The 24850-nt window shown below is 56.4% G+C and carries 24 protein-coding genes and 1 pseudogene; 14 read left to right on the forward strand and 11 right to left on the reverse strand.

Features of this window, described 5'->3' with window-relative positions; all coding sequences use genetic code 11:
- Positions 1-12: 12 nt before the first annotated feature.
- Both ACQG1K_RS22165 and ACQG1K_RS22170 read left to right on the forward strand, forming a co-directional pair.
- Positions 13-672: an AzlC family ABC transporter permease gene (locus ACQG1K_RS22165; protein ID WP_003861971.1), complete on the forward strand. Its 660-nt coding sequence runs from the start codon at positions 13-15 to the stop codon at positions 670-672.
- Positions 672-995 (forward strand): AzlD domain-containing protein, encoded by a 324-nt coding sequence (locus ACQG1K_RS22170; protein ID WP_426720980.1) that lies wholly within the window; start codon positions 672-674, stop codon positions 993-995. Before ACQG1K_RS22165 ends, ACQG1K_RS22170 begins: the two co-directional genes overlap by 1 nt.
- A 40-nt stretch (positions 996-1035) precedes the next feature.
- Here the strand turns inward: ACQG1K_RS22170 and ACQG1K_RS22175 are convergent, their stop codons facing one another.
- A complete protein-coding gene (locus tag ACQG1K_RS22175; protein WP_003861966.1) occupies positions 1036-1248 on the reverse strand; it encodes a DUF1471 domain-containing protein in 213 nt (70 codons plus the stop codon).
- Positions 1249-1362: 114 nt separating this feature from the next.
- Entirely contained in the window at positions 1363-2199 is an 837-nt protein-coding gene (gene fdhD, locus ACQG1K_RS22180) for a formate dehydrogenase accessory sulfurtransferase FdhD (protein WP_045308722.1), read from the reverse strand.
- A 371-nt stretch (positions 2200-2570) separates the two neighbouring features.
- On the opposite strand from fdhD, the gene fdnG reads away from it, so the two are divergent.
- From fdnG to fdhE, 4 genes are read left to right on the forward strand one after another with little or no spacing between them, the layout of a single operon-like run.
- Positions 2571-5621: a formate dehydrogenase-N subunit alpha gene (gene fdnG / locus ACQG1K_RS22185; protein ID WP_087878250.1), complete on the forward strand. Its 3051-nt coding sequence runs from the start codon at positions 2571-2573 to the stop codon at positions 5619-5621.
- Positions 5622-5633: 12 nt separating this feature from the next.
- Entirely contained in the window at positions 5634-6536 is a 903-nt protein-coding gene (gene fdxH, locus ACQG1K_RS22190) for a formate dehydrogenase subunit beta (RefSeq protein WP_003861960.1), read from the forward strand.
- Positions 6533-7168, forward strand: coding sequence for a formate dehydrogenase cytochrome b556 subunit (gene fdoI / locus ACQG1K_RS22195; protein WP_006808711.1), 636 nt, complete (start codon positions 6533-6535; stop codon positions 7166-7168). The genes fdxH and fdoI overlap by 4 nt, the downstream gene beginning before the upstream one ends.
- On the forward strand, positions 7165-8094 hold the full coding sequence (fdhE, locus tag ACQG1K_RS22200) for a formate dehydrogenase accessory protein FdhE (RefSeq protein ID WP_022649835.1): 930 nt from the start codon (positions 7165-7167) through the stop codon (positions 8092-8094). Before fdoI ends, fdhE begins: the two co-directional genes overlap by 4 nt.
- Before the next feature lie 39 nt (positions 8095-8133).
- On the opposite strand, the gene ACQG1K_RS22205 is transcribed toward fdhE, so the two are convergent.
- Positions 8134-8505: a type II toxin-antitoxin system VapC family toxin gene (locus ACQG1K_RS22205; protein WP_367076185.1), complete on the reverse strand. Its 372-nt coding sequence runs from the start codon at positions 8503-8505 to the stop codon at positions 8134-8136.
- A 2-nt stretch (positions 8506-8507) separates the two neighbouring features.
- Positions 8508-8750, reverse strand: coding sequence for a ribbon-helix-helix protein, CopG family (locus ACQG1K_RS22210; RefSeq protein WP_023298920.1), 243 nt, complete (start codon positions 8748-8750; stop codon positions 8508-8510).
- A gap of 199 nt (positions 8751-8949) precedes the next feature.
- On the opposite strand from ACQG1K_RS22210, the pseudogene ACQG1K_RS22215 reads away from it, so the two are divergent.
- A pseudogene (locus tag ACQG1K_RS22215) lies at positions 8950-9859 on the forward strand (alpha/beta hydrolase).
- An 8-nt stretch (positions 9860-9867) separates the two neighbouring features.
- Here ACQG1K_RS22215 and fabY read toward each other — a convergent pair.
- The 6 genes from fabY to ACQG1K_RS22245 form a co-directional block, all read right to left on the reverse strand.
- The gene (gene fabY / locus ACQG1K_RS22220; RefSeq protein WP_022649838.1) at positions 9868-10809 is read right to left on the reverse strand and encodes a fatty acid biosynthesis protein FabY; all 942 of its coding nucleotides are present in this window, start codon (positions 10807-10809) and stop codon (positions 9868-9870) included.
- Positions 10810-10853: 44 nt separating this feature from the next.
- Positions 10854-11291, reverse strand: coding sequence for a D-aminoacyl-tRNA deacylase (gene dtd, locus ACQG1K_RS22225; RefSeq protein WP_015569909.1), 438 nt, complete (start codon positions 11289-11291; stop codon positions 10854-10856).
- On the reverse strand, positions 11288-12169 hold the full coding sequence (locus ACQG1K_RS22230; protein ID WP_023298923.1) for a virulence factor BrkB family protein: 882 nt from the start codon (positions 12167-12169) through the stop codon (positions 11288-11290). The genes dtd and ACQG1K_RS22230 overlap by 4 nt, the downstream gene beginning before the upstream one ends.
- Entirely contained in the window at positions 12163-12762 is a 600-nt protein-coding gene (gene yihX / locus ACQG1K_RS22235) for a glucose-1-phosphatase (protein WP_003861947.1), read from the reverse strand. The genes ACQG1K_RS22230 and yihX overlap by 7 nt, the downstream gene beginning before the upstream one ends.
- 118 nt (positions 12763-12880) lie before the next feature.
- Positions 12881-13681, reverse strand: coding sequence for a DeoR/GlpR family DNA-binding transcription regulator (locus tag ACQG1K_RS22240; protein WP_023298924.1), 801 nt, complete (start codon positions 13679-13681; stop codon positions 12881-12883).
- 34 nt (positions 13682-13715) lie between these two features.
- Complete coding sequence (locus tag ACQG1K_RS22245; protein WP_063201042.1) at positions 13716-14612, reverse strand: sugar kinase; 897 nt, start codon at positions 14610-14612, stop codon at positions 13716-13718.
- Between the two features lie 155 nt (positions 14613-14767).
- On the opposite strand from ACQG1K_RS22245, the gene yihU reads away from it, so the two are divergent.
- Genes yihU through ACQG1K_RS22275 form a run of 6 tightly spaced genes read left to right on the forward strand, consistent with a single transcriptional unit; the run spans position 14768 to position 22717 of the window.
- Complete coding sequence (gene yihU / locus ACQG1K_RS22250) at positions 14768-15658, forward strand: sulfolactaldehyde 3-reductase (protein WP_367076175.1); 891 nt, start codon at positions 14768-14770, stop codon at positions 15656-15658.
- 17 nt (positions 15659-15675) lie between these two features.
- Positions 15676-16551 (forward strand): sulfofructosephosphate aldolase, encoded by an 876-nt coding sequence (yihT, locus tag ACQG1K_RS22255; RefSeq protein WP_367076177.1) that lies wholly within the window; start codon positions 15676-15678, stop codon positions 16549-16551.
- A gap of 14 nt (positions 16552-16565) precedes the next feature.
- The gene (yihS, locus tag ACQG1K_RS22260; protein WP_063148340.1) at positions 16566-17807 is read left to right on the forward strand and encodes a sulfoquinovose isomerase; all 1242 of its coding nucleotides are present in this window, start codon (positions 16566-16568) and stop codon (positions 17805-17807) included.
- Between the two features lie 16 nt (positions 17808-17823).
- Positions 17824-19848 carry an alpha-glucosidase gene (locus tag ACQG1K_RS22265; RefSeq protein ID WP_367076179.1) on the forward strand — a complete coding sequence of 675 codons (2025 nt, stop codon included), beginning with the start codon at positions 17824-17826 and terminating at the stop codon, positions 19846-19848.
- A 45-nt stretch (positions 19849-19893) separates the two neighbouring features.
- Positions 19894-21276 (forward strand): MFS transporter, encoded by a 1383-nt coding sequence (locus tag ACQG1K_RS22270; RefSeq protein WP_022649848.1) that lies wholly within the window; start codon positions 19894-19896, stop codon positions 21274-21276.
- Positions 21277-21319: 43 nt separating this feature from the next.
- On the forward strand, positions 21320-22717 hold the full coding sequence (locus ACQG1K_RS22275; RefSeq protein ID WP_426720979.1) for an MFS transporter: 1398 nt from the start codon (positions 21320-21322) through the stop codon (positions 22715-22717).
- 218 nt (positions 22718-22935) lie between these two features.
- Here the strand turns inward: ACQG1K_RS22275 and ACQG1K_RS22280 are convergent, their stop codons facing one another.
- Positions 22936-23940: an IS110-like element IS5075 family transposase gene (locus tag ACQG1K_RS22280; RefSeq protein ID WP_000427614.1), complete on the reverse strand. Its 1005-nt coding sequence runs from the start codon at positions 23938-23940 to the stop codon at positions 22936-22938.
- 205 nt (positions 23941-24145) lie between these two features.
- Between ACQG1K_RS22280 and ompL the strand changes: the two genes are divergently transcribed.
- The gene (gene ompL / locus ACQG1K_RS22285; RefSeq protein ID WP_048966005.1) at positions 24146-24832 is read left to right on the forward strand and encodes a porin OmpL; all 687 of its coding nucleotides are present in this window, start codon (positions 24146-24148) and stop codon (positions 24830-24832) included.
- Positions 24833-24850: the final 18 nt, after the last annotated feature.

The following is a 24850-nucleotide window of genomic DNA, read 5'->3' on the forward strand; positions in this document are numbered from 1 at the left end:
GGCTAAAATGGTATGAAGAATCACCTCTCTTGCCTGAAAGGCGACACGATAAAAGCGATCGTCTTGGTCTGCCTCGCGGTGGGCGTGGTCGGCATGTCCTACGGCTCGCTGGCGATGGCCTACGGCTTCCCGCTGTGGGTGCCGTTTGTCCTCTCCCTCACGGTGCTGGCAGGCGCATCCGAGTTTATGTTTATCGGCATCGTGGCGAGCGGCGGCAATCCGCTGGCGGCGGCCGCAGCCGGTTTACTGGTAAACGCGCGCCATGTGCCGTTCGGCGTGACGGTGCGTGACCTGGTGGGCAAGCGCGGCCTGAGCTTTCTGGGCTGTCATATCATGAACGATGAAAGCGTGGTGTTTGGCCTGTCGCAAAAAACCGCCGAGCAGCGTAAAGCGGCCTACTGGCTGTGCGGGTTAGGCGTGGCAATCATCTGGCCGCTGGGCGCGGTGCTGGGGGCGATGGTCGGCAAGCTACTGCCAGACCCGGAAACCATCGGGCTGGACGCGGTGTTCCCGGCGATCCTGCTGGCGTTAGTGGTGCCGGCATTTAAAAACCGTACCACGCTGATCCGCGCCTGTAGCGGCGCGGTGTTGTCGCTGGCCGCCGTACCGTTTGCGCCGGTTGGCCTGCCGGTGCTGCTCTCTTTGCTCGGCCTTGCCGCGAGGAAAAAATAATGGAAAACATGACGGTCTTTATTCTCGGCATCGCCATTCTTTCTGCCGGAACCTATCTGATGCGTCTCGGCGGGGCAAAACTCGGCAGCCGGCTGGCGCTTTCTGAACGGTCGCAGGCGCTGCTTTCAGATGCGGCTACCGTTTTGTTGTTCTCCGTCGCGCTGGCGACAACGTTTTATGAAGGGGACCATTTTGCCGGGATGGCGTGCGTGCTGGGGGTGGGGTTCGCGGTGTTTCTGGCCTGGCGCAAAATGCCGTTAATTGTGGTGATCGTCGCGGCGGCGGTGGTGACGGCGCTACTGCGTCTGGCGGGCATAAACTAAAAAAGCGCCCCAGGGGCGCTCTTTCGACGGTACTGCGAAATTATTTGTTCAGTTCAGCGGTCATGTGTACGCGGTTACCGGTGAATGCCTGAGTAATTTTGTAGGATGACGCGCCCGCTTCCTGAGCCTGTGCGGCGATTTTAGCTTCTGCACCGTCCAGCGTAGAGGCGGATGCGGTCACAGTCTGCGCAGCGAAAGAACCGAAAGATGTAGCCAGAGCGATTACTGCGACAAAAGTTTTGATGCTTTTCATGAGATAAACCCTTTCGTTAAGTTGTTTAGATAAGGCACCGTGCCTTGATGAGATAAATACTAGACCTCATCATGAACAACTGAAAGCGGAAGGATTTGCTATACTCATTCAAAATTACTGATTAACAATTAATCGCTGCGGATGGGTGTAAATTGTCGCCCTGCCTGGCTTGCAGAACCCCACCAGCGTCAGGTTGCAGCGCTCCGCCACTTCAACCGCCAGCGTGGTTGCCGCTGACACCGCAAACAAAATTTCCACGCCGCACATGGCGGATTTTTGCACCATCTCGTAGCTGGCGCGGCTGGAAACGAGCGCGGCCCCTTGCTGCCAGACGTTGTTTTCCCGAGCGCGACGGCCCAGCAGCTTATCCAGCGCGACGTGGCGGCCAACATCTTCATGCCCGCCTGCAATGCTCCCCGACGGCAATACCCACGCCGCCGCATGCGTACAACCGCTGAGCTGGCCGATGGGCTGAACGTCATTCAGGTGCACAAGCGCCCGATCAAGATGCGCCAGATTGAACGTCTGGGTGAACGGCAGCGGGATAATGGGTTTGCCGATATCGTTAAGCTGTTCAACACCGCACACGCCGCAGCCGGTACGTCCGGCCAGCGCCCGGCGGCGCTCTTTCAGCCCCATAAAGCGGCGGCTGGAGAGTTCGATTTGCACTTCGAGACCGTTACAGGCCGGTACGACGTCCATGCCGTAGATCTCCTGCGGATGCGCAATGATGCCTTCCGAGAGGGAGAAACCGATGGCGAACAGCTCGAGATCTTTCGGCGAGGCCATCATCACCACATGCGAAATCCCGTTGTAAACCAGGGCAACGGGGACCTCTTCCGCCAGAAAATCCGGCGTGGCATGTGAAATGTGAGGCGGTCTGTGTACCGACAGTTCCACAATGCCCGCAGGCAGTGGCGACGCGTGGGTAGCACGGTTTTGTTTAAACACGACGGTATTCCTGAACAACCACGGAAGTGAGCCTGCTATTGCACCACAAACAGCGGACCTTACGCATAGTATGGATCAACTTTTCAGCATCCATTCTCCTACTCAATTCGGAGGGGTGCAACCGGTCATCTGCTACACACCCTTAACATCCGCAGAGAGAAATGTGATTGATATCACACTTTATAATCAATGCCGTGATAATACGTTCACTTTGTTTTAACGCCGTTGGAACAGGCGTACCGACATTGTGGTATTCTGGGCTTATCCCTCGGAGAAATGAGGGATTAACGCAAATTTTTCTCCTTTGCGGTTAATTCTCAACCGCAAAGTAAAACTACATAGCAATGTCGTAATGAACCAAGGAGTGACCCATGCAGGTCAGCAGAAGGCAGTTCTTTAAGATCTGCGCTGGCGGTATGGCAGGCACCACGGCGGCGGCACTGGGCTTTGCTCCCGGTGTAGCGCTGGCGGAAACTCGGCAGTATAAACTGCTGCGCACCCGCGAAACCCGTAACACCTGTACGTACTGCTCCGTCGGCTGTGGGCTGTTAATGTATAGCCTCGGCGACGGTGCGAAAAACGCCAAAGCATCTATTTTCCACATCGAAGGCGATCCGGATCATCCGGTCAACCGTGGTGCGCTGTGTCCGAAAGGGGCCGGTCTGGTAGATTTTATCCACTCTGAAAGCCGCCTGAAGTTTCCTGAGTACCGTGCTCCCGGCTCTGACAAATGGCAACAAATCAGCTGGGAAGAGGCGTTCGATCGCATCGCTAAGCTGATGAAAGAAGACCGCGATGCCAACTTTATTGCGAAGAATGCCGAAGGCACCACCGTTAACCGCTGGCTCTCCACCGGCATGCTGTGTGCTTCAGCGTCCAGTAACGAAACCGGCTATTTAACCCAGAAATTTACGCGCGCACTCGGTATGCTCGCGGTCGACAACCAGGCGCGTGTCTGACACGGACCAACGGTAGCAAGTCTTGCTCCAACATTTGGTCGCGGTGCGATGACCAACCACTGGGTCGACATCAAGAACGCCAACCTTATTGTGGTGATGGGCGGTAACGCCGCTGAAGCGCACCCTGTCGGGTTCCGCTGGGCGATGGAAGCCAAAATCCACAACGGCGCGAAGCTGATTGTGATCGATCCCCGCTTTACGCGTACAGCGTCAGTGGCGGATTTCTACACCCCTATTCGTTCAGGTACTGACATCACTTTCCTGTCAGGCGTATTGCTGTACCTGATGACCAACGAAAAATATAACCGCGAGTACACCGAAGCCTATACCAACGCCAGCCTGATCGTGCGTGAGGATTACCACTTCGAAGATGGCCTGTTCAGCGGTTATGACGCCGAAAAACGCAGGTACGACAAAACCAGCTGGAACTACGAGCTGGACGAAAACGGCTTTGCGAAGCGCGACACCACCCTGCAACACCCGCGCTGCGTGTGGAACCTGCTGAAAGAGCACGTGTCCCGCTATACGCCAGAGGTTGTCGAAAACATCTGTGGGACGCCGAAGGCGGACTTCCTGAAGGTGTGCGAGCTTATCGCCGAAACCAGCGCCAAAGATAAGACCGCGTCGTTCCTGTATGCACTCGGCTGGACGCAGCACTCCATCGGCGCGCAGAACATCCGCACCATGGCGATGGTTCAGTTGCTGCTCGGCAACATGGGGATGGCAGGCGGCGGCGTTAACGCCCTGCGCGGTCACTCCAACATTCAGGGTCTGACCGACCTTGGCCTGCTGTCTCAGAGCCTGACGGGTTACATGAACCTGCCGAGCGAGAAACAGACCGACCTGCAAACCTATCTGACGGCCAGCACGCCAAAACCGCTGCTCGAAGGCCAGGTAAACTACTGGGGCAACTATCCGAAGTTCTTCGTCTCGCTGATGAAAGCCTTCTACGGCGACAAGGCGACGGCGGAAAACAGCTGGGGCTTTGACTGGCTGCCGAAGTGGGACAAAGGGTACGACGTCCTCCAGTACTTCGAAATGATGCACCAGGGCCAGGTCAACGGCTATATCTGCCAGGGCTTTAACCCGGTGGCGTCGTTCCCGAACAAGAACAAGGTTGTCGAGTCTCTGTCGAAACTGAAGTACCTGGTGACGATTGACCCGCTCAATACCGAAACCTCGACGTTCTGGCAGAACCACGGTGAGTCGAACGATGTCGACCCGTCGAAGATTCAGACCGAAGTGTTCCGTCTGCCGTCCACCTGCTTCGCGGAAGAGAACGGCTCTATCGTCAACTCTGGCCGCTGGTTGCAGTGGCACTGGAAAGGCGCGGACGCCCCGGGCATCGCCCTGAACGACGGCGAGATCCTGGCCGGTATCTTCTTACGCCTGCGTAAAATGTACGCGGCTGAAGGCGGCGCAACGCCTGAGCCGGTGCTGAACATGACCTGGAACTATTCGACTCCGGAAAACCCTGCGCCGGAAGAAGTGGCCATGGAGAGCAACGGTAAGGCGCTGGCGGACGTTATCGACCCGGCGACCGGCACCGTGCTGGCGAAGAAAGGCGATCAGCTCAGCACCTTCGCACACCTGCGTGACGACGGTACGACGTCAAGCGGCTGCTGGATCTTTGCCGGTAGCTGGACGCCGAAAGGCAACCAGATGGCCAACCGCGATAACGCCGACCCGTCGGGCCTCGGTAATACGCTGGGCTGGGCATGGGCATGGCCGCTTAACCGCCGCATCCTCTATAACCGTGCCTCTGCTGACCCGCAGGGCAACCCGTGGGATCCGAAGCGTCAGCTACTCAAGTGGGACGGCGCGAAATGGGGCGGCGTGGATATTCCGGACTACAGCACTGCCGCACCAGGCAGCGATGTCGGGCCGTTTATCATGCAGCCTGAAGGGATGGGGCGCCTGTTTGCTATCGATAAGATGGCGGAAGGTCCGTTCCCGGAACACTATGAGCCGTTTGAGACGCCGCTGGGTACTAACCCGCTGCACCCGAACGTGGTCTCTAACCCGGCAGCCCGTATCTTCAAGGGCGATTTTGAAGCGCTGGGTAAAAAGGACAAGTTCCCGTATGTCGGCACCACTTACCGTCTGACTGAGCACTTCCACTACTGGACCAAGCACGCGCTGCTGAATGCCATCGCGCAGCCGGAACAGTTTGTGGAGATCGGCGAGAAGCTGGCGGGCAAGCTCGGCATCGCCCATGGCGATACCGTGAAGGTCTCCTCTAACCGCGGCTACATCAAAGCCAAGGCGGTGGTGACCAAGCGTATTCGCACGCTGAACGTTCATGGTCAGCAGGTGGATACCATCGGCATCCCAATTCACTGGGGTTATGAGGGCGTGGCGAAGAAAGGGTTCATTGCGAATACCCTGACGCCGTTCGTCGGGGATGCGAACACACAGACGCCGGAGTTTAAGGCCTTCCTCGTGAACGTGGAAAAGGTGTAACGGAGACGACTTATGGCTTATCAATCTCAAGACATTATCCGTCGTTCCGCGACTAACGGTTTCACGCCCGCGCCTCAGGCGCGGGACCACCAGCAGGAAGTGGCGAAGCTTATCGACGTGACCACCTGTATCGGCTGTAAAGCCTGTCAGGTGGCTTGTTCAGAGTGGAACGACATCCGTGACGAAGTGGGTCACAACGTCGGGGTGTACGACAACCCGGCGGACCTGACCGCCAAGTCCTGGACGGTAATGCGTTTCTCGGAAGTGGAACAGAACGACAAACTGGAATGGCTTATCCGCAAAGACGGCTGTATGCACTGTGCGGATCCGGGCTGCCTGAAGGCGTGTCCGTCAGAAGGGGCTATCATTCAGTATGCCAACGGCATCGTCGACTTCCAGTCTGAGCAGTGTATTGGCTGCGGCTACTGCATCGCGGGCTGTCCGTTCGACGTGCCGCGCATGAACCCGGAAGACAACCGCGTCTACAAATGTACGCTGTGCGTTGACCGCGTAAATGTCGGTCAGGAGCCAGCCTGCGTGAAGACCTGCCCAACCGGCGCTATCCACTTTGGCTCTAAAGAGGATATGAAAACGCTGGCGGCAGAGCGCGTGGGCGAGCTGAAAACCCGTGGTTACGATAACGCGGGCCTGTACGATCCGGCCGGGGTTGGCGGTACGCACGTGATGTACGTGCTGCACCACGCCGACAAGCCGAATCTGTACCATGGCCTGCCGGAGAACCCGGAAATCAGCGCCACCGTGAAGTTCTGGAAAGGTATCTGGAAACCGCTGGCCGCGGTCGGTTTTGCGGCCACCTTTGCAGCGAGCATCTTCCACTACGTCGGCGTTGGTCCGAACCGCGCGGAAGAGGAAGACGATAACCTGCATGAAGAGAAAGACGAGGTGCGCAAATGAGAAAACGTGACACCATCGTGCGCTACACCGCGCCGGAACGCATCAACCACTGGGTCACCGCCTTCTGCTTCATGCTGGCGGCGATAAGCGGGCTGGGGTTCTTCTTCCCCTCCTTCAACTGGCTGATGCAGATACTGGGCACGCCGCAGCTGGCGCGCATCCTGCACCCGTTCGTGGGTGTGGTGATGTTTGCCTCGTTTATCATCATGTTTTTCCGCTACTGGCACCATAACCTAATCAATCGGGATGATATCTTTTGGGCGAAGAATATTCGTAAGATCGTCGTCAACGAGGAAGTGGGTGATACCGGGCGTTATAACTTCGGCCAGAAATGCGTATTCTGGGCGGCGATTATCTTCCTGGTCCTGTTGCTGGTGAGCGGCGTGATCATCTGGCGTCCGTACTTTGCGCCTGCTTTCTCAATCCCGGTGATCCGATTTGCGCTGATGCTGCATTCATTTGCCGCAGTGGCGTTAATTGTGGTTATCATGGTGCATATCTACGCCGCCCTTTGGGTGAAAGGCACCATTACCGCGATGGTGGAAGGATGGGTAACCAGTACATGGGCGAAGAAACATCACCCGCGCTGGTACCGTGAAGTCCGCCAGAAACAGGAAAAGTCATCTGAATGAGTATTCGCATAATCCCGCAAGATGAGCTGGGGTCGAGCGAGAAACGCACGGCGGATTATATTCCGCCGTTGTTGTTCCCCAGACTCAAGAACCTCTACAACCGCCGCGCAGAGCGTCTGCGCGAGCTGGCAGAGAACAACCCGCTGGGCGATTTTCTGCGTTTTGCCGCGCTGGTCGCCCATGCGCAGGAAGTGGTGCTATACGACCACCCGCTGCAAATGGATCTGACCGCACGCATCAAAGAAGCCAATGCGCAGGGCAAGCCGCCGCTGGACATTCACGTTCTGCCGCGCGACAAGCACTGGCATAAGCTGCTGCATTCGCTGATTGCCGAGCTGAAGCCCGAAATGAGCGGCACGGCGCTGGCGGTCATTGAGAACCTGGAAAAAGCCTCAGAGCAAGAGCTGGAAGAGATGGCGAGCGCGCTGTTTGCCTCCGACTTCTCGCTGGTGAGCAGCGATAAAGCGCCGTTCATCTGGGCTGCGCTGTCGCTCTACTGGGCGCAAATGGCGAGCCTGATCCCGGGTAAAGCCCGCGCTGAATATGGCGAAGCGCGCCAGTTTTGCCCGGTGTGCGGCTCAATGCCGGTCTCCAGCATGGTACAGATTGGTACGACGCAGGGGCTGCGCTACTTGCACTGCAACCTGTGTGAAACCGAGTGGCACGTGGTGCGCATCAAGTGCAGCAACTGCGAACAGACCCGCGATCTGAACTATTGGTCGCTGGAAAACGAAGACGCGGCGGTGAAAGCCGAAAGCTGCGGCGACTGCGGGACCTACCTGAAGATTCTGTATCAGGAAAAAGACCCGAAAGTCGAAGCGGTAGCCGACGATCTCGCCTCGCTGATCCTGGACGCGAAGATGGAGCAGGAGGGCTTTGCCCGTAGCTCGATCAACCCGTTCCTGTTCCCGGGGGAAGGGGAGTAATCTCCTGTGAGAATGCCGGGCGGCGCACGCTTGCCCGGCCTACAGGTGGTAAGGTGAAACGACCCCAGCAATACCCGAAAAGTCTTTCGTATTGCGCGAAATTAACGGACAGCTTCTGCTCTGAGCAGTAGCCAGAATAATGGCGTCAGGAAGCTTCATCCCGTGCTGTTCGCGAAGTAATACGCTTCTTTCAGCAATTTCCCTTGTTATATCAATACTTTCAAAGGCCCCCATCACGGCTGCCGTTTTTGCTTCTTGACCGTGCCTGCGAGCGCCCACCATTACTTCCATCCATGTGATGAGGCTAATGGCACGATGCGAAGCTGTGCGATCGATCGCATCCGCAGCCTCAACGTGGTTATTAAAAAGATCGATGAGGATATTGGTGTCAAACACAGCCATGTGCTCCATCATTACCACTCCTCACGCAGCTTGCGTTCGTACTCAAGCCCATCTTCCTGCTGATTTCCCCACAGGCCAAGCGCTTCGCGGATAACCGATGAATTCTGCTGGTCGAGATACAGTTCTATGGCTTCCCGCAGCAGTTCGGCGCGCGGCCGGTTGCGCAACTGCTTCAGGTTATCCAGTCGTTGAATCACGTCATCAGACAAATCGATCAGTATTCTGCCCATAGTAAGGTCCGCCAAAAGACTCATATATCACCTTAGTATATCATCTACGGTTAATTTTCAGGCAATATATCCATAATTAAGACATGGTTAAAGAACATTGTTAAGGCAGTCACTAATTTTGCGAGCCGCTTTCCAGGACATTTATATCTTCAAATTCCTCTGTTTTCATCTTTAGTAAACCAGGCTATAAAACTGTATATAAATACAGCTTGAGGACGTAACCATGGCGCTGGAAAAGGGAATTGATAAGCTTGTACAAGATTTTATTGCAGCAGGGCGGCCTTCCTCGCGAAAGCAGAATATAGATGAACGGAGAGCCGGGTATGTTGCCAGCACAGCTCTGGCCGGGGAGACAGAAACTCGTGTCCAGGTTGAAACGCTTGTTCTTGAGGAGATGACCTTTCGGCTATTTTCGCCTGTCAATGCCCCTGAAACGTTACCTTGTGCCCTCTACTATCATGGCGGTTGTTTTGTCAGCGGTGGGTTTGAAACCCATGATAATCAGCTTCGCCAACTGGCGTTTTACGGTAACTGTCGGGTCATTGCGGTTCAGTACAGACTCGCACCCGAGCATACCTTCCCCGCTGCGCATGACGATGCAGAGAGAGCGGCAGATCTTGTCTGGCAAAATGCAGAACAATTAGGTGTGGATAAAAACCGGATTACACTTTGTGGAGACAGTGCGGGAGGGCATCTTGCGCTGGTAACGTCATTGCGGCTTAAGGCCAAAGGTCTCTGGGATCCCGCACAGCTCATTCTTATCTACCCCATGCTCGACGCTACGGCCAGTTTTGAAAGCTATACCCTCAATGGCATGGACTACGTAATTACTCGCGATACCCTTTTGAGCGGCTATGAAATGTATCTTGCGTCAGCATCCTGAAGTCAGACCACTGTGGCGCAACGACTTTAGCGGTCTGCCGAAGGTCCATATTGTTACCGCTGAGTATGATCCGTTACGAGACGAAGGCGAGGCGCTTTATCAGCGCCTCACGGAGCAAGGCGTGAAGTGTACCGCTCAACGATGGCGGGGTGTAATTCACGGCTTCTTCCAGTTGGGTGGAATTAGCCAGTCAGCGCGAGACGTTATGCGAGATATTGCCTGGCGCATTAACCATGCAGGGCGAGAGTGAGAAGGATACTACTCCTCCTCGTTCCCGCCCTCTTCATACGCGCCATACGGCTTCGCAGGCAGAACGATATAGGTGCCTTCAAACACCGCGCCCGGCGTTTCATCGCCGAACAGCTCAACCTGCATTTGTACGCGTGCTTTACGCCCACGCGCCAGACGGTCGAGATCGCCGCCCAGTGCGCCCAGGTCAGCTACCGCGCTCGGCTTGCCGCTGATCGGCGCGCTGTAGCGGATATGGGCATCGGCCAGAATAATGGTGCCGCCGAGATGACGTTCGCGCAGCATCAGCCAGATCAGTCCCCAGCCGGTGAGCGTGGCGAGTGAAAACAGGCTACCGGCAAACAGGGTATGGTGTGGGTTCTGGTTTCCGGTTTCCGGCATGGTGGTAATAAATTTTTGCCCGGTATATTGCTGAATACGCACGCCCATTTTTTCACTGAGCGGAATGTGCTGATACCACGCCTGCTGGAGCTGCCCGCACCAGTCGGCACGATGGAGAATATCGTCCAGGGTGGCGATGGGTTTGATCATCAAAAAGTGACGAATCGGCGTAGTTTGCGGGGCGGTGATTTCCCCCTGATTCACGAAACCAAGCTTGGCAAAGAACTCAACGGCATCTTCACGGGCGCTACAGGTGACGCGCTTGACCCCTTCCTGACGGGCGACGGATTCCAGCGTCATGGCCATCAGCGTTCCAAGGCCTTTGTCCTGCACGGAGGGGTGAACGGCCATAAAGCGGATTGAAGCTTCGTTGTCGGCATTGATATACAGACGCCCCACGGCAACGAGGTTGCCCTCTTCATCAACCACCATCTGGTGGTGCGCCATCGCGTCCCAGGCGTCGCGTTCAGACCCTTTCGGTTGATGCAGTGGCTTGCGCAGCATTTCCCAGCGGAAATGGTAATAAACCTCTAACTCTTCTTCCGTTTGCGGTACTCGAAGGTGATACATAGCTGTACTCTCTCTTGTTACCCGCGGCCAGGCCGCCAGTTGGCTCATACCTGGAGCCAGAATGTGACGGGGCCATCGTTCACCAGCGAAACCTGCATATCCGCAGCGAATCGTCCGGTTTGTGTATTCATGTCCTGTTGGCGACAGCGCTCAACAAAGTACTCGTAAAGGGCTTCTGCGCGATCCGGTGCCGCGCCCTTCGAAAAACTCGGCCGCATGCCGCGTTCGGTATCCGCAGCCAGCGTAAACTGGGACACCACCAGCACGCTGCCGCCCGCCTGCTGAACGTTCAGGTTCATCTTGCCTTCCGCATCGCTGAAAATGCGGTAGCCCAGCACGCGCTCACACAAGCGGTTGGCTTTTTGTTCGTCGTCATCCTTTTCGACACCCAGGAGCACCAAAAGTCCTGGGCCGATTTCACCCGTCACCTCATCCGCCACGGTGACGCTGGCACGGGTTACGCGCTGAATCAATGCAATCATGGTTGGTCTGCTTCTTGTTGTTTTTCAGCTTCTGCTGCTTTTTTAAGTTCGCGGTAGACCCCGAGAGTGACAGTTATTTCGGCGCCAAGCAAGACGATGCACCACGTCCAGTAGACCCAGACAAACAAAATGGGGATCACCGCCAGTACGCCGTAAATCAGCTGATAAGAGGGGAACATGGTGATATAAAGCGCGAATCCTTTCTTGCCCAACTCAAAGAGCAACGCCGCGACCAGCGCACCCACCACGGCATCACGGTTGGGTACGCGCGTAGTTGGCACCACGCTATAAAGCAGCCAGAACGAAAGCCACGATAAAATCAGCGGGAAGATGCGCAGCACGTTATCGATCACGCTGTTTAAATCGCTCGCCCAGCGCAGCGAAAGAAGGTAGGAGCTGATCGCCAGGCTCGCCCCCGCCAGCAAGGGGCCGAGGGTTAAAATCATCCAGTAGACGGCAAAGGAATAGACCTTTGGGCGGACTTTTTTGCTCCGCCAGATAGTGTTGAGCGCACTGTCGATGGAGTACATCAGCAGCAGCGCGGTAACAATAAGCCCACACGCCCCCACCGCCGTCATCTTGCTGGAGTTAGCGACAAACTGTTCAATGTAGTTCTGGATCACATCGCCGGTGGCAGGAATAAAGTTTGCGAAAACAAAATGGCGAAGCTGCATGCTCACATCGGCAAACATCGGAAACGCCGAAAAAAGCGCAAAAATTACCGCCACCAGCGGAACCAGCGAGAGCAAGGACACGTAAGCGAGATTGCCCGCCAGCGTGGTCATGTTGTCCTCATCAATGCGATGCCAGAGGAGTTTCAGCCACGCCCTCAGCGGGCGCGTGTGGTGATTGGCTTTTTGATGAACGGTTTTTAGCATAACTGCTTCGCAAAGTAGTTCGGTATCGTCTCTTTTCCGGTCACCAGAATGGAGGTGATACCTAACTGATTAGCCCCTTCTATATTATCGGCGTTGTCGTCAAAAAAGACCGCATCCGCTGCCGTGAATCCTTCTTCCTGCAATACCGCCTGATAGATGCGCGCCTCAGGTTTACGCATCCCCATCTCCTGGGAGAGATACACTTTATCTGCCGCCGCGTGAATTTCCGGGTATTCATCCGGCCAGAAGGTGGTATGCAGGCGGTTGGTATTAGACAGCACGACAACGCGATGCCCCTGCTCGCGCAGCTTGTGCATGATGTCGATCACTTCGGGGCGGATCGCGACAAATATGGCCTGCCAGCCGTGGGAAAATTGCTCGTAGCTTAACGAGAGACCCATTTCCTGACAGAAACGCTCTGCGAACGCTTCGTCGCTGATCTCACCGCGCTCGTGCAAATGGAAAGTCTCACCCATCGCGAAATTCTGCTTTAACGTCGCCAGCGGAACACGGCTAAAATCGCTCCATGCGCCCAGCACCCGGTTAAAATCGATATCGACGATTACATTTCCTAAGTCAAAGATATAAAGCATGTTTATCTCCTTTCGCCGTGGAAAAGTAACTGTAGCGGGAAAGAGAAAGTTTAGCTATGCGCCAGATTCAGCTTAGAGAAAGGAAAGGCCCGAATCGCAATATCGGGCCATAAGACGATCAGCCAGCCTGCTGCTCTTCTCCGGAATTCACTTCGACAACCTCAACCTTGCTGGATTTTAGGTGACTTTGCAGCGCCGGGCCGGGCAGCTCATCGGTGAACAGCGCCGTCGCCTGCGCCACGTTGCCAATTTCAACCGCCGCGGAGGCGTGGTATTTCGTATGATCGGCCGCCAGTAAAATGTGACGGGAGTGGGCAATCATGGTTTTCACCACGCTGGCTTCGTTAACGTCAAATTCCATCATCGCGCCGTCGTGCTCTATCGCCCCCACGCTGGTCACGAGGTAGTCCGCCCGGAAGCCAGACACAAACGCCGTTGCCGCAGGCCCGATAATGCCGCCGTTATGCGGGCGCAGCGTACCGCCAGGTACCATCACCTCAAAACGCGGATTCTTATAAAGAATGTGCGCCACCCGCAGGCTGTTGGTGATAATGCGCAGATGATTATGGTTAAGCAGTGCCCGGGCAACGTGCTCCACGGTCGTCCCGATAGTGATAAAGATGGTCGAGCCATCCGGGATATAGTCCGCAATCGCTTCGGCAATCGCCCGTTTCTCTTCGGTAAGCGAAACTTCACGCTGTTCGAACGCCGTATTGACCACGCTGGATGCCCTGCCCGCACCGCCGTGATGACGGGTGATCAGCCCCTGCTCGCTAAGCTTGCGGATATCCCGGCGCACGGTTTGCGTCGACACATCCAGCAGCTGCGCCAGTTCATCAATGTTCATATAGCCCCGATCGGCAATCAGCGTCAGCAGCTGATCGTGACGCGGGTTGCCGGTCAGTTCGGTAAGGCTCATGGGCTGTCCTCTGAAAACCATCACGCCCCGCATTTTATACAAAAAGTGACAAAAAAGAGCGGGTTTGATCACAGTCGGGTATACCCGCGCGCCCGCCGGGCTTTGTGCATTTCAGTGCTGCGACGGCGCTGGCAAAACGCACGGCGTCTGCGGCGGGCAATTTCTGCCCCAGGCTGACCGCCAGCGCACCGTGGAACACGTCGCCCGCGCCGGTGGTATCAATGACGTTCACTTCAAAACCAGGCTGATGACATAGCGCGCCGTTTTCCAGCCAGAAACAGCCGTCTCGCCCCTGCGTGACATACACATGTCCATTTGTGAGCATTTGTGCTTTTTTTAATGCGTCTTCTGTTTCATCCAACTGCGTTAAACGCCGCAGTCCCGGCGCAGAGAAGGCTGCGTGATCGCTTAAGGCGATCAGCTCCGCGATATCCTGCGGGGTAACATCCGCATCCAGCAACGTCGGAACGCCCTGCTGACGGGCCAGGGTAAATGCCTGTTTTGCCCCGTCATGCCAGCGCACGTCGGCTAAGACAATGTCCCACTGAGAGAAGTCGATTTCATGCAGCCAGCCTGCCTCGGCGGGCAGATCGGGGCTGGGGTAGTTGGCAATCACTCTTTCCCCACCTGCGTCCACCAGCACCGCCGATTGCGACGATCGGGCCCCCTTAACTACGCGCGTATAGCGGGTGTTCACCCCCAGGGATTCCAGCTCCGCAAGCAACCGTCTGCCGGTATCGTCGTCCCCCACCCGACCAATAAAATCCACTTCCGCGCCCAGTTTCGCGGCTGCCACTGCAGCCGTTGCCGCCGGGCCGCCGCCCACTTCCGTGTAGTCTTTTGCGACATATTTCCCACCTTCTTTTGGTAAATCCTCGAGATACCAGATGCGATCCAGCACGGTAATGCCGACACAAACGATGCGAGTCATGGTGATTCCTTCTGCGATTTCTGATGCCTTCATTTTAATTTCACCAAATGTTTAAAAAGTGACCCGTGTCAATTTTTTGACTATAAATTACAAATACGATCAAAAACAGACACCACAAACGCGCAAAAATTGACACGATGTGACAGGAGAGAGGCATGTCAGCAATCGCATTTATCGGCTTAGGACAGATGGGCGCGCCCATGGCGAAGAATCTGTTGAAACAGGGCCACCAGCTTAACGTTTTTGATGTGAACCCGCAGGCGGTTCAGGCGCTGGTAGAGAGCGGCGCCCGGGCGGCGGCAACGCCCGCACAGGCAGCAACGGATGCCGAATTCGTGATCACTATGCTGCCAAACGGCGACCAGGTGCGCAGCGTGCTGTTCGGCGAGCACGGCGTGTGCGAAGGATTATCCCGCGACGCGCTGGTCATTGATATGTCCACCATTCACCCGCTGCAAACCGACGCGCTGATCCGCGACATGGCTGAGCAAGGCTTCAGCCTGATGGACGTGCCCGTCGGGCGCACCTCTGATCATGCCATCGCCGGTACGCTACTCCTGCTGGCAGGCGGCACGGCAGAGCAGGTTGAGCGTGCCACCCCCGTCTTAATGGCGATGGGTAATGAACTGATTAACGCCGGCGGGCCGGGAATGGGCATCCGCGTCAAGCTCATCAATAACTACATGAGCATCGCCCTGAACGCCCTTTCCGCCGAGGCCGCCGTACTGTGCGAAGCGCTTGGCCTCTCCTTTGACGTGGCGCTCAAGGTGATGAGCGGCACACCTGCGGGCAAAGGCCACTTCACCACGTCATGGCCGAACAAGGTGCTGAAAGGGGATCTTTCACCCGCCTTCATGATCGACCTTGCGCATAAGGATCTGGGGATCGCCCTCGACGTGGCCAACCAGCTGCATGTCCCAATGCCGCTGGGCGCGGCTTCCCGCGAAGTTTACAACCAGGCACGCGCCGCCGGGCGCGGGCGCGAAGACTGGACAGCCATTCTTGAACAGGTTCGCGCATCTGCCGGGCTGAAAAAATCACACTGATACGAAAGGACTGAGGAATGACGATGTACACCCTGAAAGATATCACCCGACCTTCCGGCGGTTTTGCGATGCTGGCCGTGGATCAGCGCGAAGCGATGCGCCTGATGTTTGCGGCGGCAGGCGCGCCGGTACCGGTAACCGACCAGCACCTGACGGATTTTAAAGTCAACGCGGCAAAAATTCTGTCGCCGTACGCCTCTGCCATTCTCGTCGACCAGCAGTTCTGCTATCGCCAGATTGTCGAGCAGCGGGCCGTGGCCAAAAGCTGCGCGATGATTGTGGCAGCCGACGAGTTTATTCCGGGGAACGGTATTCCGGTCGACAGCGTGGTGATCGACAAGAGCATTGACGCGCAGGCGGTCAAACGCGACGGCGGCAAGGCGCTGAAGCTGCTGGTGCTGTGGCGCAGCGATGAAGATCCGCAGCAGCGCCTGGAGATGGTGAAAGCGTTCAATACGCTGTGCCACGATAACGGTCTGTTGAGCATTATCGAGCCGGTTGTGCGTCCACCGCGCCGCGGCGCCGCGTTTGACCGCGAGCAGGCGATTATCGATGCGGCCAAAGAGCTGGGCGACTGCGGTGCCGACCTCTACAAAGTGGAAATGCCGCTGTTTGGTAAGGGCACGCAGCAGGAGCTGCTGGCGGCCTCGCAGAAGCTGAACGAGAACATCGCCATGCCGTGGGTGATCCTCTCGTCCGGCGTTGACGATAAGTTATTCCCGCGCGCGGTGAGCGTGGCGATGCAGGCGGGGGCATTGGGCTTTTTAGCCGGTCGCGCCGTCTGGTCCTCTGTGATTGGCCTGCCGGACACCGAGTTGATGCTGCGTGATATTTCCGTACCAAAACTTCAGCGTCTGGGTGAGATCGTCGACGAAATGATGGCTCGCCGTTAAGAAAGGATCCGAACATGAAATGGTTTAATACCCTGAGCCATAACCGCTGGCTCGAACAAGAGACCGACCGCATTCTCGATTTCGGTAAAAACGCCGCCGTACCGACCGGCTTTGGCTGGCTGGGCAATAACGGGCAGGTGCGTAGCGATATGGGCACCCATCTGTGGATCACCGCCCGCATGCTGCACGTTTACGCGGTGGCGGCGAACATGGGACGTCCTGGTGCGTACGCCCTGGTTGAGCACGGCATTAATGCCCTGAACGGTCCGCTGCGCGACAAGCAGCACGGCGGCTGGTACGCCTGCGTAAACGATGAAGGCGTGATTGATGCGTCCAAGCAGGGCTATCAGCATTTCTTCGTCCTGCTGGGCGCGGCGAGCGCCGTCACCACCGGCCATCCGCAGGCACGCAAGTTGCTGGACGACGCCATCGAGGTGATTGAGCGCTACTTCTGGAGCGAACAGGAGCAGATGTGCCTGGAGTCCTGGGATGAAGCCTTCAGCAAAACGGAAGATTACCGCGGCGGTAACGCCAACATGCACGCCGTGGAAGCCTTCCTGATCGTTTATGACGTGACCCACGACCGCAAATGGCTCGACCGCGCCCTGCGCATCGCCTCGGTGATTATTCACGACGTGGCGCGCAAAGGGGAGTACCGCGTTAACGAGCATTTCGACACCAACTGGAACCCGATCCGCGACTACAACATCGATAACCCCGCCCACCGCTTCCGCGCCTACGGCGGCACGCCGGGGCACTGGATTGAGTGGGGTCGCCTGATGCTGCACCTGCGCGCCGCCCTGGAAGCGCGCTGTGAAACCCCGCCGGAATGGCTGCTGGAAGATGCGAAAGGCCTGTTCCACGCCACTATCCGCGACGCCTGGGCACCCGACGGGGCCGATGGATTTGTCTACTCCGTAGGCTGGGACGGCAAGCCAATCGTCCGCGAACGCGTGCGCTGGCCAATCGTCGAAGCGATGGGTACGGCTTACGCGCTCTACACCGTCACCGGTGAGGCGCAGTACGAAGCCTGGTATCAGAAGTGGTGGGATTACTGCATCAAGTACCTGATGGATTACGAAAACGGTTCATGGTGGCAGGAGCTGGACACCAATAACGAAGTGACCACCAAAGTCTGGGACGGCAAGCAGGATATTTACCATCTGCTGCACTGCCTGGTGATCCCCCGCCTGCCGCTGGCGCCGGGCTTAGCGCCTGCCGTAGCCGCCGGATTACTGGATAGCCTGGCCAAATAATAAAGACGGAGTTTTTATGCGTACCCTACACAATATTGACCTGAAAAATAACGAAAGTGGTTTTACCCTGCGCTGGCAGGACCGTCTGATTTTATCCCACTCTGCGGATGCCCCTTGCCTGTGGATCGGCGCAGGTGAGGCGGATATCGAGATGTTTCGCGGCAACTTCAGCATCAAAGACAAGCTCAACGAAAAGATTGCCCTGACGAACGCGACCGTTACGCAGCAAAGCACGGGCTGGGCAATCCGCTTTACCCGCGGCGACGCGGTGAGCGCGACGTTATTGGTGGGCGTGGATGGTGAAGGCCGTCTGGAGCTGAAGCTGAAAAATGACGCCGCCAGCCATAACCGCATCTGGCTGCGGCTGGCAGCTCAGCCTGACGATCATATCTACGGCTGCGGAGAGCAGTTCTCGTATTTCGATCTGCGCGGCAAGCCGTTTCCGCTGTGGACCAGCGAGCAGGGCGTGGGCCGCAATAAGCAGACCTACGTCACCTGGCAGGCCGACTGCAAAGAGAACGCGGGCGGCGATTACTACTGGACCTTCTTCCCGCAGCCTACCTTCGTGAGCACCCAGAAGTACTACTGCCACGTGGATAACAGCTGTTATATGAACTTCGACTTCAGCGCGCCGGACTTCCACGAGCTGGCGTTCTGGGAAGATAACGCCACGCTGCGCTTCGAATGCGCAGAAACCTACGTCGATCTGCTGGAAAAACTGACCGGCCTGCTGGGGCGTCAGCCTGAACTGCCGGACTGGGTTTACGACGGCGTGACGCTGGGTATTCAGGGTGGCACCGAGGTGTGTCAGCAGAAGCTCGACGCCATGCGCGAGGGCGGCGTGAAGGTGAACGGCATCTGGGCGCAGGACTGGTCCGGCATCCGGATGACCTCCTTCGGCAAACGCGTGATGTGGAACTGGAAGTGGAACAGCGCGCTCTATCCGCAGCTTGATGAGCGGATTGCGCAGTGGAAACAGGAAGGCGTGCAGTTCCTCTCCTATATCAACCCGTACGTCGCCAGCGATAAAGATCTCTGCGAAGAGGCGGCGAAACGCGGCTATCTGACCAAAAACGCCAACGGCGAGGATTACCACGTTGAGTTCGGCGAGTTCTACGCAGGCGTTATCGACCTGACCAACCCGGCAGCCTACGGCTGGTACAAAGAGGTCATCAAAAAGAACCTGATCGAACTGGGCTGCGGCGGCTGGATGGCCGATTTCGGGGAATATCTGCCGACCGATACCTTCCTGCACAACGGCGTTAGCGCGGAGATCATGCATAACGCCTGGCCTGCCCTGTGGGCGAAATGTAACTACGAAGCACTGGAGGAGACCGGCAAGCTCGGGGAGATCCTGTTCTTCATGCGCGCGGGCTACACCGGCAGCCAGAAGCACTCGGTGATGATGTGGGCGGGGGATCAGAACGTCGACTGGAGCCTGGACGACGGTCTGGCGTCCGTCGTACCGGCGGCGCTGTCTCTGGCGATGACCGGGCACGGGCTGCACCACAGCGACATTGGCGGCTATACGACGCTGTTCGAGATGAAGCGCAGCAAAGAGCTGCTGCTGCGCTGGTGCGATTTCAGCGCCTTTACGCCGATGATGCGTACCCACGAGGGCAATCGCCCTGGCGACAACTGGCAGTTCGACGGCGACGCCGAAACCATCGCGCACTTCGCGCGCATGACCACCGTGTTCACCACTCTGAAGCCGTACATCAAAGCTGCGGTTGCGCAGAACGCGAAAAGCGGCCTGCCGGTGATGCGTCCGCTGTTCCTGCACTACGAGGACGACGCGCGCGCCTACACGCTGAAATACCAGTACCTGTTTGGCCGCGATCTGCTGGTGGCCCCGGTTCATGAAGAGGGACGCCGCGACTGGTCGCTCTATCTGCCGCAGGACAGCTGGGTCAATGCTTGGACGGGGGAAACCTGCCAGGGCGGTGACGTGAACGTTGATGCCCCGCTCGGCAAACCGCCGGTCTTCTATCGCCAGCAAAGCGAATGGGCAGATCTGTTTAGCACCTTACGTCATATCTGATAAGGCTCGCCCGCGGGGAAACCTGCGGGCAGACGGAGAACAATAATGAGTCAACATACTTCTGACCCGGCAACCCTGCGCCTGCCGTTTAAAGAAAAACTCGCCTACGGGATGGGCGATCTCGGCTCTAACATCCTGCTGGATATCGGCACGCTGTATCTGCTGAAGTTCTACACCGACGTGCTGGGACTGCCCGGTACCTACGGGGGGATTATCTTCCTGATTGCGAAGTTTTTTACCGCCTTCACCGATATGGGCACCGGGATCATGCTCGACTCCCGGCGCAAGATTGGCCCGAAAGGGAAATTCCGCCCGTTCGTGCTGTATGCAGCCTTCCCTGTGACGCTGCTGGCGATTGCCAACTTCGTCGGCACACCGTTTGAGATGACCGGCAAAACGGTGATGGCAACGGTGCTGTTCATGCTGTACGGCCTGTTCTTCAGCATGATGAACTGCTCTTACGGCGCGATGGTGCCCGCCATTACCAAAAACCCGGACGAGCGAGCCTCGCTGGCGGCCTGGCGTCAGGGCGGCGCCACGCTCGGCCTGCTGCTCTGTACGGTGGGCTTTGTACCGGTGATGAACCTCATTGAGGGCAATGACCAGCTTGGCTACATCTTTGCCGCCACCCTCTTCTCGCTGTTCGGGTTGTTCTTTATGTGGTGGTGCTATAAGGGCGTAACCGAGCGTTACGTCGAGACGCAGCCTGCTAACCCGGCGCAGAAACCGGGGCTGTTGCAGTCGTTTCGCGCCATCGCCGGGAACCGTCCGCTGTTTATCCTGTGCATCGCTAACCTGTGCACGCTGGGTGCCTTTAACGTCAAACTCGCCATTCAGGTCTACTACACGCAGTACGTGCTGAACGACCCGATCCTGCTGTCGTACATGGGCTTCTTCAGCATGGGCTGTATTTTTATCGGCGTCTTTATGATGCCTGGCGCGGTGCGGCGCTTTGGTAAGAAAAAGGTCTATATCAGCGGGCTGGCAATTTGGGTGGCAGGCGATCTGCTTAACTACTTCTTCGGCGGCGGCTCGGTGAGCTTTGTGGCGTTCTCCTGCCTGGCGTTTTTCGGTTCCGCGTTCGTGAACAGCCTGAACTGGGCGCTGGTCTCCGATACCGTGGAGTACGGCGAGTGGCGCACCGGCGTACGCTCCGAGGGGACGGTCTATACCGGCTTTACCTTCTTCCGCAAGGTATCGCAGGCGCTGGCGGGCTTCTTCCCGGGGATCATGCTTACGCAGATTGGCTATGTGCCCAACGTGGTGCAATCCGCCGGCACGGTTGAAGGGCTGCGGCAGCTGATATTTATCTACCCGAGCCTGCTGGCGGTCATCACCATCGTGGCGATGGGCTGCTTCTACAACCTCAACGAGAAGATGTATGTGCGCATCGTGGAAGAAATTGAGCTGCGCAAACGTACGGCATAAATGACGTGATTGAGCGCCCTGCGGGGCGCTTTGAGGATCGACCATGACACACAATACTGATCCGTTAACCCTGAAATTGAGCCTGCGAGAGAAGTGCGCCTACGGGATGGGCGATTTTGGCTCGAACCTGATGCTGTGTATTGGCACGCTGTATCTGCTGAAGTTTTACACGGACGAGCTGGGCATGCCCGCGTTCTACGGCGGCATCATTTTTCTGGTCGCCAAGTTCTTTACCGCGTTTACCGACATGCTGACCGGGGTGCTGCTGGACTCCCGGCGTAATATCGGCGCGCGGGGGAAATTCCGGCCATTCATTCTCTACGCCTCCGTCCCGGTGGCGCTGGTGGCCACGGCGCAGTTTATGGCCAACGACTTTAGCCTGACGGTGAAAACGGCCCTCGCCACCGTGCTCTTCATGATGTTTGGCCTCTGCTACAGCCTGATGAACTGCGCCTACGGTGCAATGGTTCCGGCCATCACCAAAAACCCGAACGAGCGCGCGCAGCTTGCGGCGTGGCGTCAGGGCGGCGCAACGGTAGGACTGTTGCTCTGCACCGTCGGCTTTATGCCGATTCAGGCGCTGTTCGTCAGCCAGCCCTCACTCGGCTATCTGGTGGCCGCGCTGGTGTTCGTCACCGGGGGGCTGTTCTGCATGTGGTGGTGCTACAGCGGGGTTAAAGAGCGCTACGTCGAGCTTACGCCCGATCACCATAAGCCCGGCATTCTGAAATCATTCTGCGCGATTTTCCGCAATCCGCCGCTGCTGGTGCTGTGCATCGCCAACCTCTGTACCCTCGCCGCGTTTAACATCAAGCTGGCGATTCAGGTCTACTACACCCAGTACGTGCTGAACGATCTGCATCTCCTGTCGTGGATGGGCTTTTTCAGCATGGGCTGCATTCTGATTGGCGTGTTTCTGGTGCCCGGTGCGGTAAAGCGCTTTGGCAAGAAACCGGTCTATCTGGGCGGGCTGGCGCTGTGGGCGGTGGGCGACGTGCTGAATTTCCTCTGGGGGACCAGCTCCCTGCTGTTTGTGCTCTTTTCCTGCATGGCCTTCTTCGGCACGGCGTTTGTGAACAGCCTGAACTGGGCGCTGGTGCCGGATACGGTTGATTACGGCGAGTGGAAAACCGGGATTCGCGCCGAAGGGTCGGTGTATACCGGCTATACCTTCTCGCGCAAAATCTCCGCTGCGCTCGCCGGTTTTCTGCCCGGCATCATGCTGACCCAGATTGGCTACGTTCCCCATGCCGTGCAGAGCGCGGGAACGCTGCTGGGTTTGCGTCAGCTGATTTTCCTCTGGCCGTGCGGCCTGGCGATCGTTGCTGCCGTGACCATGGGGCTGTTTTATAAACTCAACGAAGCGCGCTTCGCCTTTATTATCGAGGAGATTGGAAAACGGAATCTATGGTCACTCCCGTTTTTGCAACACCGATTTTGACGACAAGTTGGCTTGCTTGAATCTATCCGGCGTCTGAATGGGATTTTATTCCCGCGCCTCGATGAGTTCCGCGCCTGATGAACCTCCAGAAAATATACGGCTTCAATGAGCCTTTCCGTTTTACAGGTTCCTCAACAGGCCGGTGGGCCGTTAGTATCATCAATATCAGTATTCGCAAAACCAGATGAATGATTGTTTAAACTGGTGTATTTCTGCCTTTATGCTTCGTAAGTTTGCTGTCGCGCCGTCAGTGCCCAGGCTATTCTGGCCAGCTTGTTTGCCAGAGCACAGGTGACGACAAAGTTGCTTTTCCGACACAACAACTCCCTGACCCAGTCGGCCAACTTGCCAGACTGGTGTTCCAGTTTTTGTATGAATACCCTGGCACACTGAACCAACAAAGTTCGGATCTTTTTGTTGCCCCGCTTGCTAATCCCTAACAATGTCGTCCGACCTCCCGTGCTGTACTGTCGGGGTACCAGCCCTGTTGCCGCCGCAAAGTCACGGCTGCTGGCGTACTGCTTCCCGTCGCCAATCTCAGTTGAAATAGTACTGGCAGTCAGCGTTCCAACGCAGGGAATACTCAGCAAGCGCTGTCCAACCTCATCTTCGTCCAACTTTCGTTTCAACTGAGATTCCAGATCTTTAATCTGCTCAACAAGATAGTGATAATGCTGTTGTAATTTCAGCAGTAACTGGCTGAGATAAAGAGGCAAACTACTGTCCTCAAGAAGGGTACTCAGTCGACTAATAACGGCAGCACCTCGCGGAACGCTGATACCAAATTCCAGCAGAAAAGCATGCATCTGATTAGTTGTTTTCACCTTATCCTGAACCAGGGATTCACGGACACGATGCAGAGCTCGCATTGCCTGCTGAGATTCGGTTCTGGGCTGCACGAAACGCATAGATGGACGTGATGCTGCTTCACAGATAGCTTCAGCATCAACGAAGTCATTTTTGTTGCTTTTAACGAATGGGCGGACAAATTGCGGTGATATCAGCTTTGGAAAATGCCCTAACTCTGCCAGCTTGCGTGCCATAAAGTGAGAACCGCCACAGGCTTCCATCGCGATGGTTGTTGCCGGGCATGTCGCCAGAAATTCGATTAGCTTTGGTCGGGTGAATTTTTTACGGTAAACGGCCTTCCCACGATGATCCTGACAATGAATATGGAAAGAGTTCTTACCCAGATCGATACCAATAAGCGCAATGTTTTCCATGATGGTTCTCCGAATGAAAGCCTGTCCTCAGCATAGTACCGGGAAGGAGGGAGTGACCATCTCATTAAAAACAGACAGCAAATACCCCTGAGATAACCACCAACAATAAAGCGTCAGCAGTCACTTTATAACTATAAATCCGGCCAATATGTCCTTCCTGTTAATCAGGAGGGAGGCCTTTCTGTACCTGATACATGGACAAATTATGAATAGAATCATCACCGTACTGATCGTGTCGTCTGTGTCCTGCCCGGTTTTTGCCGGGGCCTATGTCGAAACGCGCGAAGCGTACAATACGGCCTCTGAGCTGCACGAGGTGATCCTGCGTGCGGGCTATAACTTCGATATGGGCGCGGGGCTGATGTTCACCAACGCTTATAACGTGGGGAAATGGGACGAACTGAAGCACAGCTATAACGAAATCGAGGGTTGGTATCCGCTCTTCAAACCGACCGACAAACTCACCTTCCAGCCCGGCGGCTTGATCAATGACAGCAGCGCAGGATCGGGTGGAGCACTCTATTTAGATACTAACTATAAATTTACGGACTGGTTCAATCTGACGTTCCGCTATCGCTATAACCATAACAATTACGATACGCCGGACTATAACGGACAGATGGATAAAAACGACACGCACGAATTCGCCAACTACTGGAATTTCAAAATGACGGATGCGTTTTTCTACACCTTTGAGCCGCACTTTTTCCAGCGGGTGAATGATTACCACAGCAAAAATGGCAAAGATCATCACTGGGAAATTACCAACAAGTTCAGCTATAAAATCGACAGAAACTGGCTGCCGTATCTTGAGCTACAGTGGCTGGACCGATGGAATGATTACAACCGCGAGCAGTACCGGATCCGTTTAGGGTTACGTTATTCGTTCTAATAAAAAAGCCGCTGATCG

It is taken from the genome of Enterobacter cloacae complex sp. 402C9 (assembly GCF_050030745.1).
Classification (GTDB): Bacteria; Pseudomonadota; Gammaproteobacteria; order Enterobacterales; family Enterobacteriaceae; genus Enterobacter; species Enterobacter intestinihominis.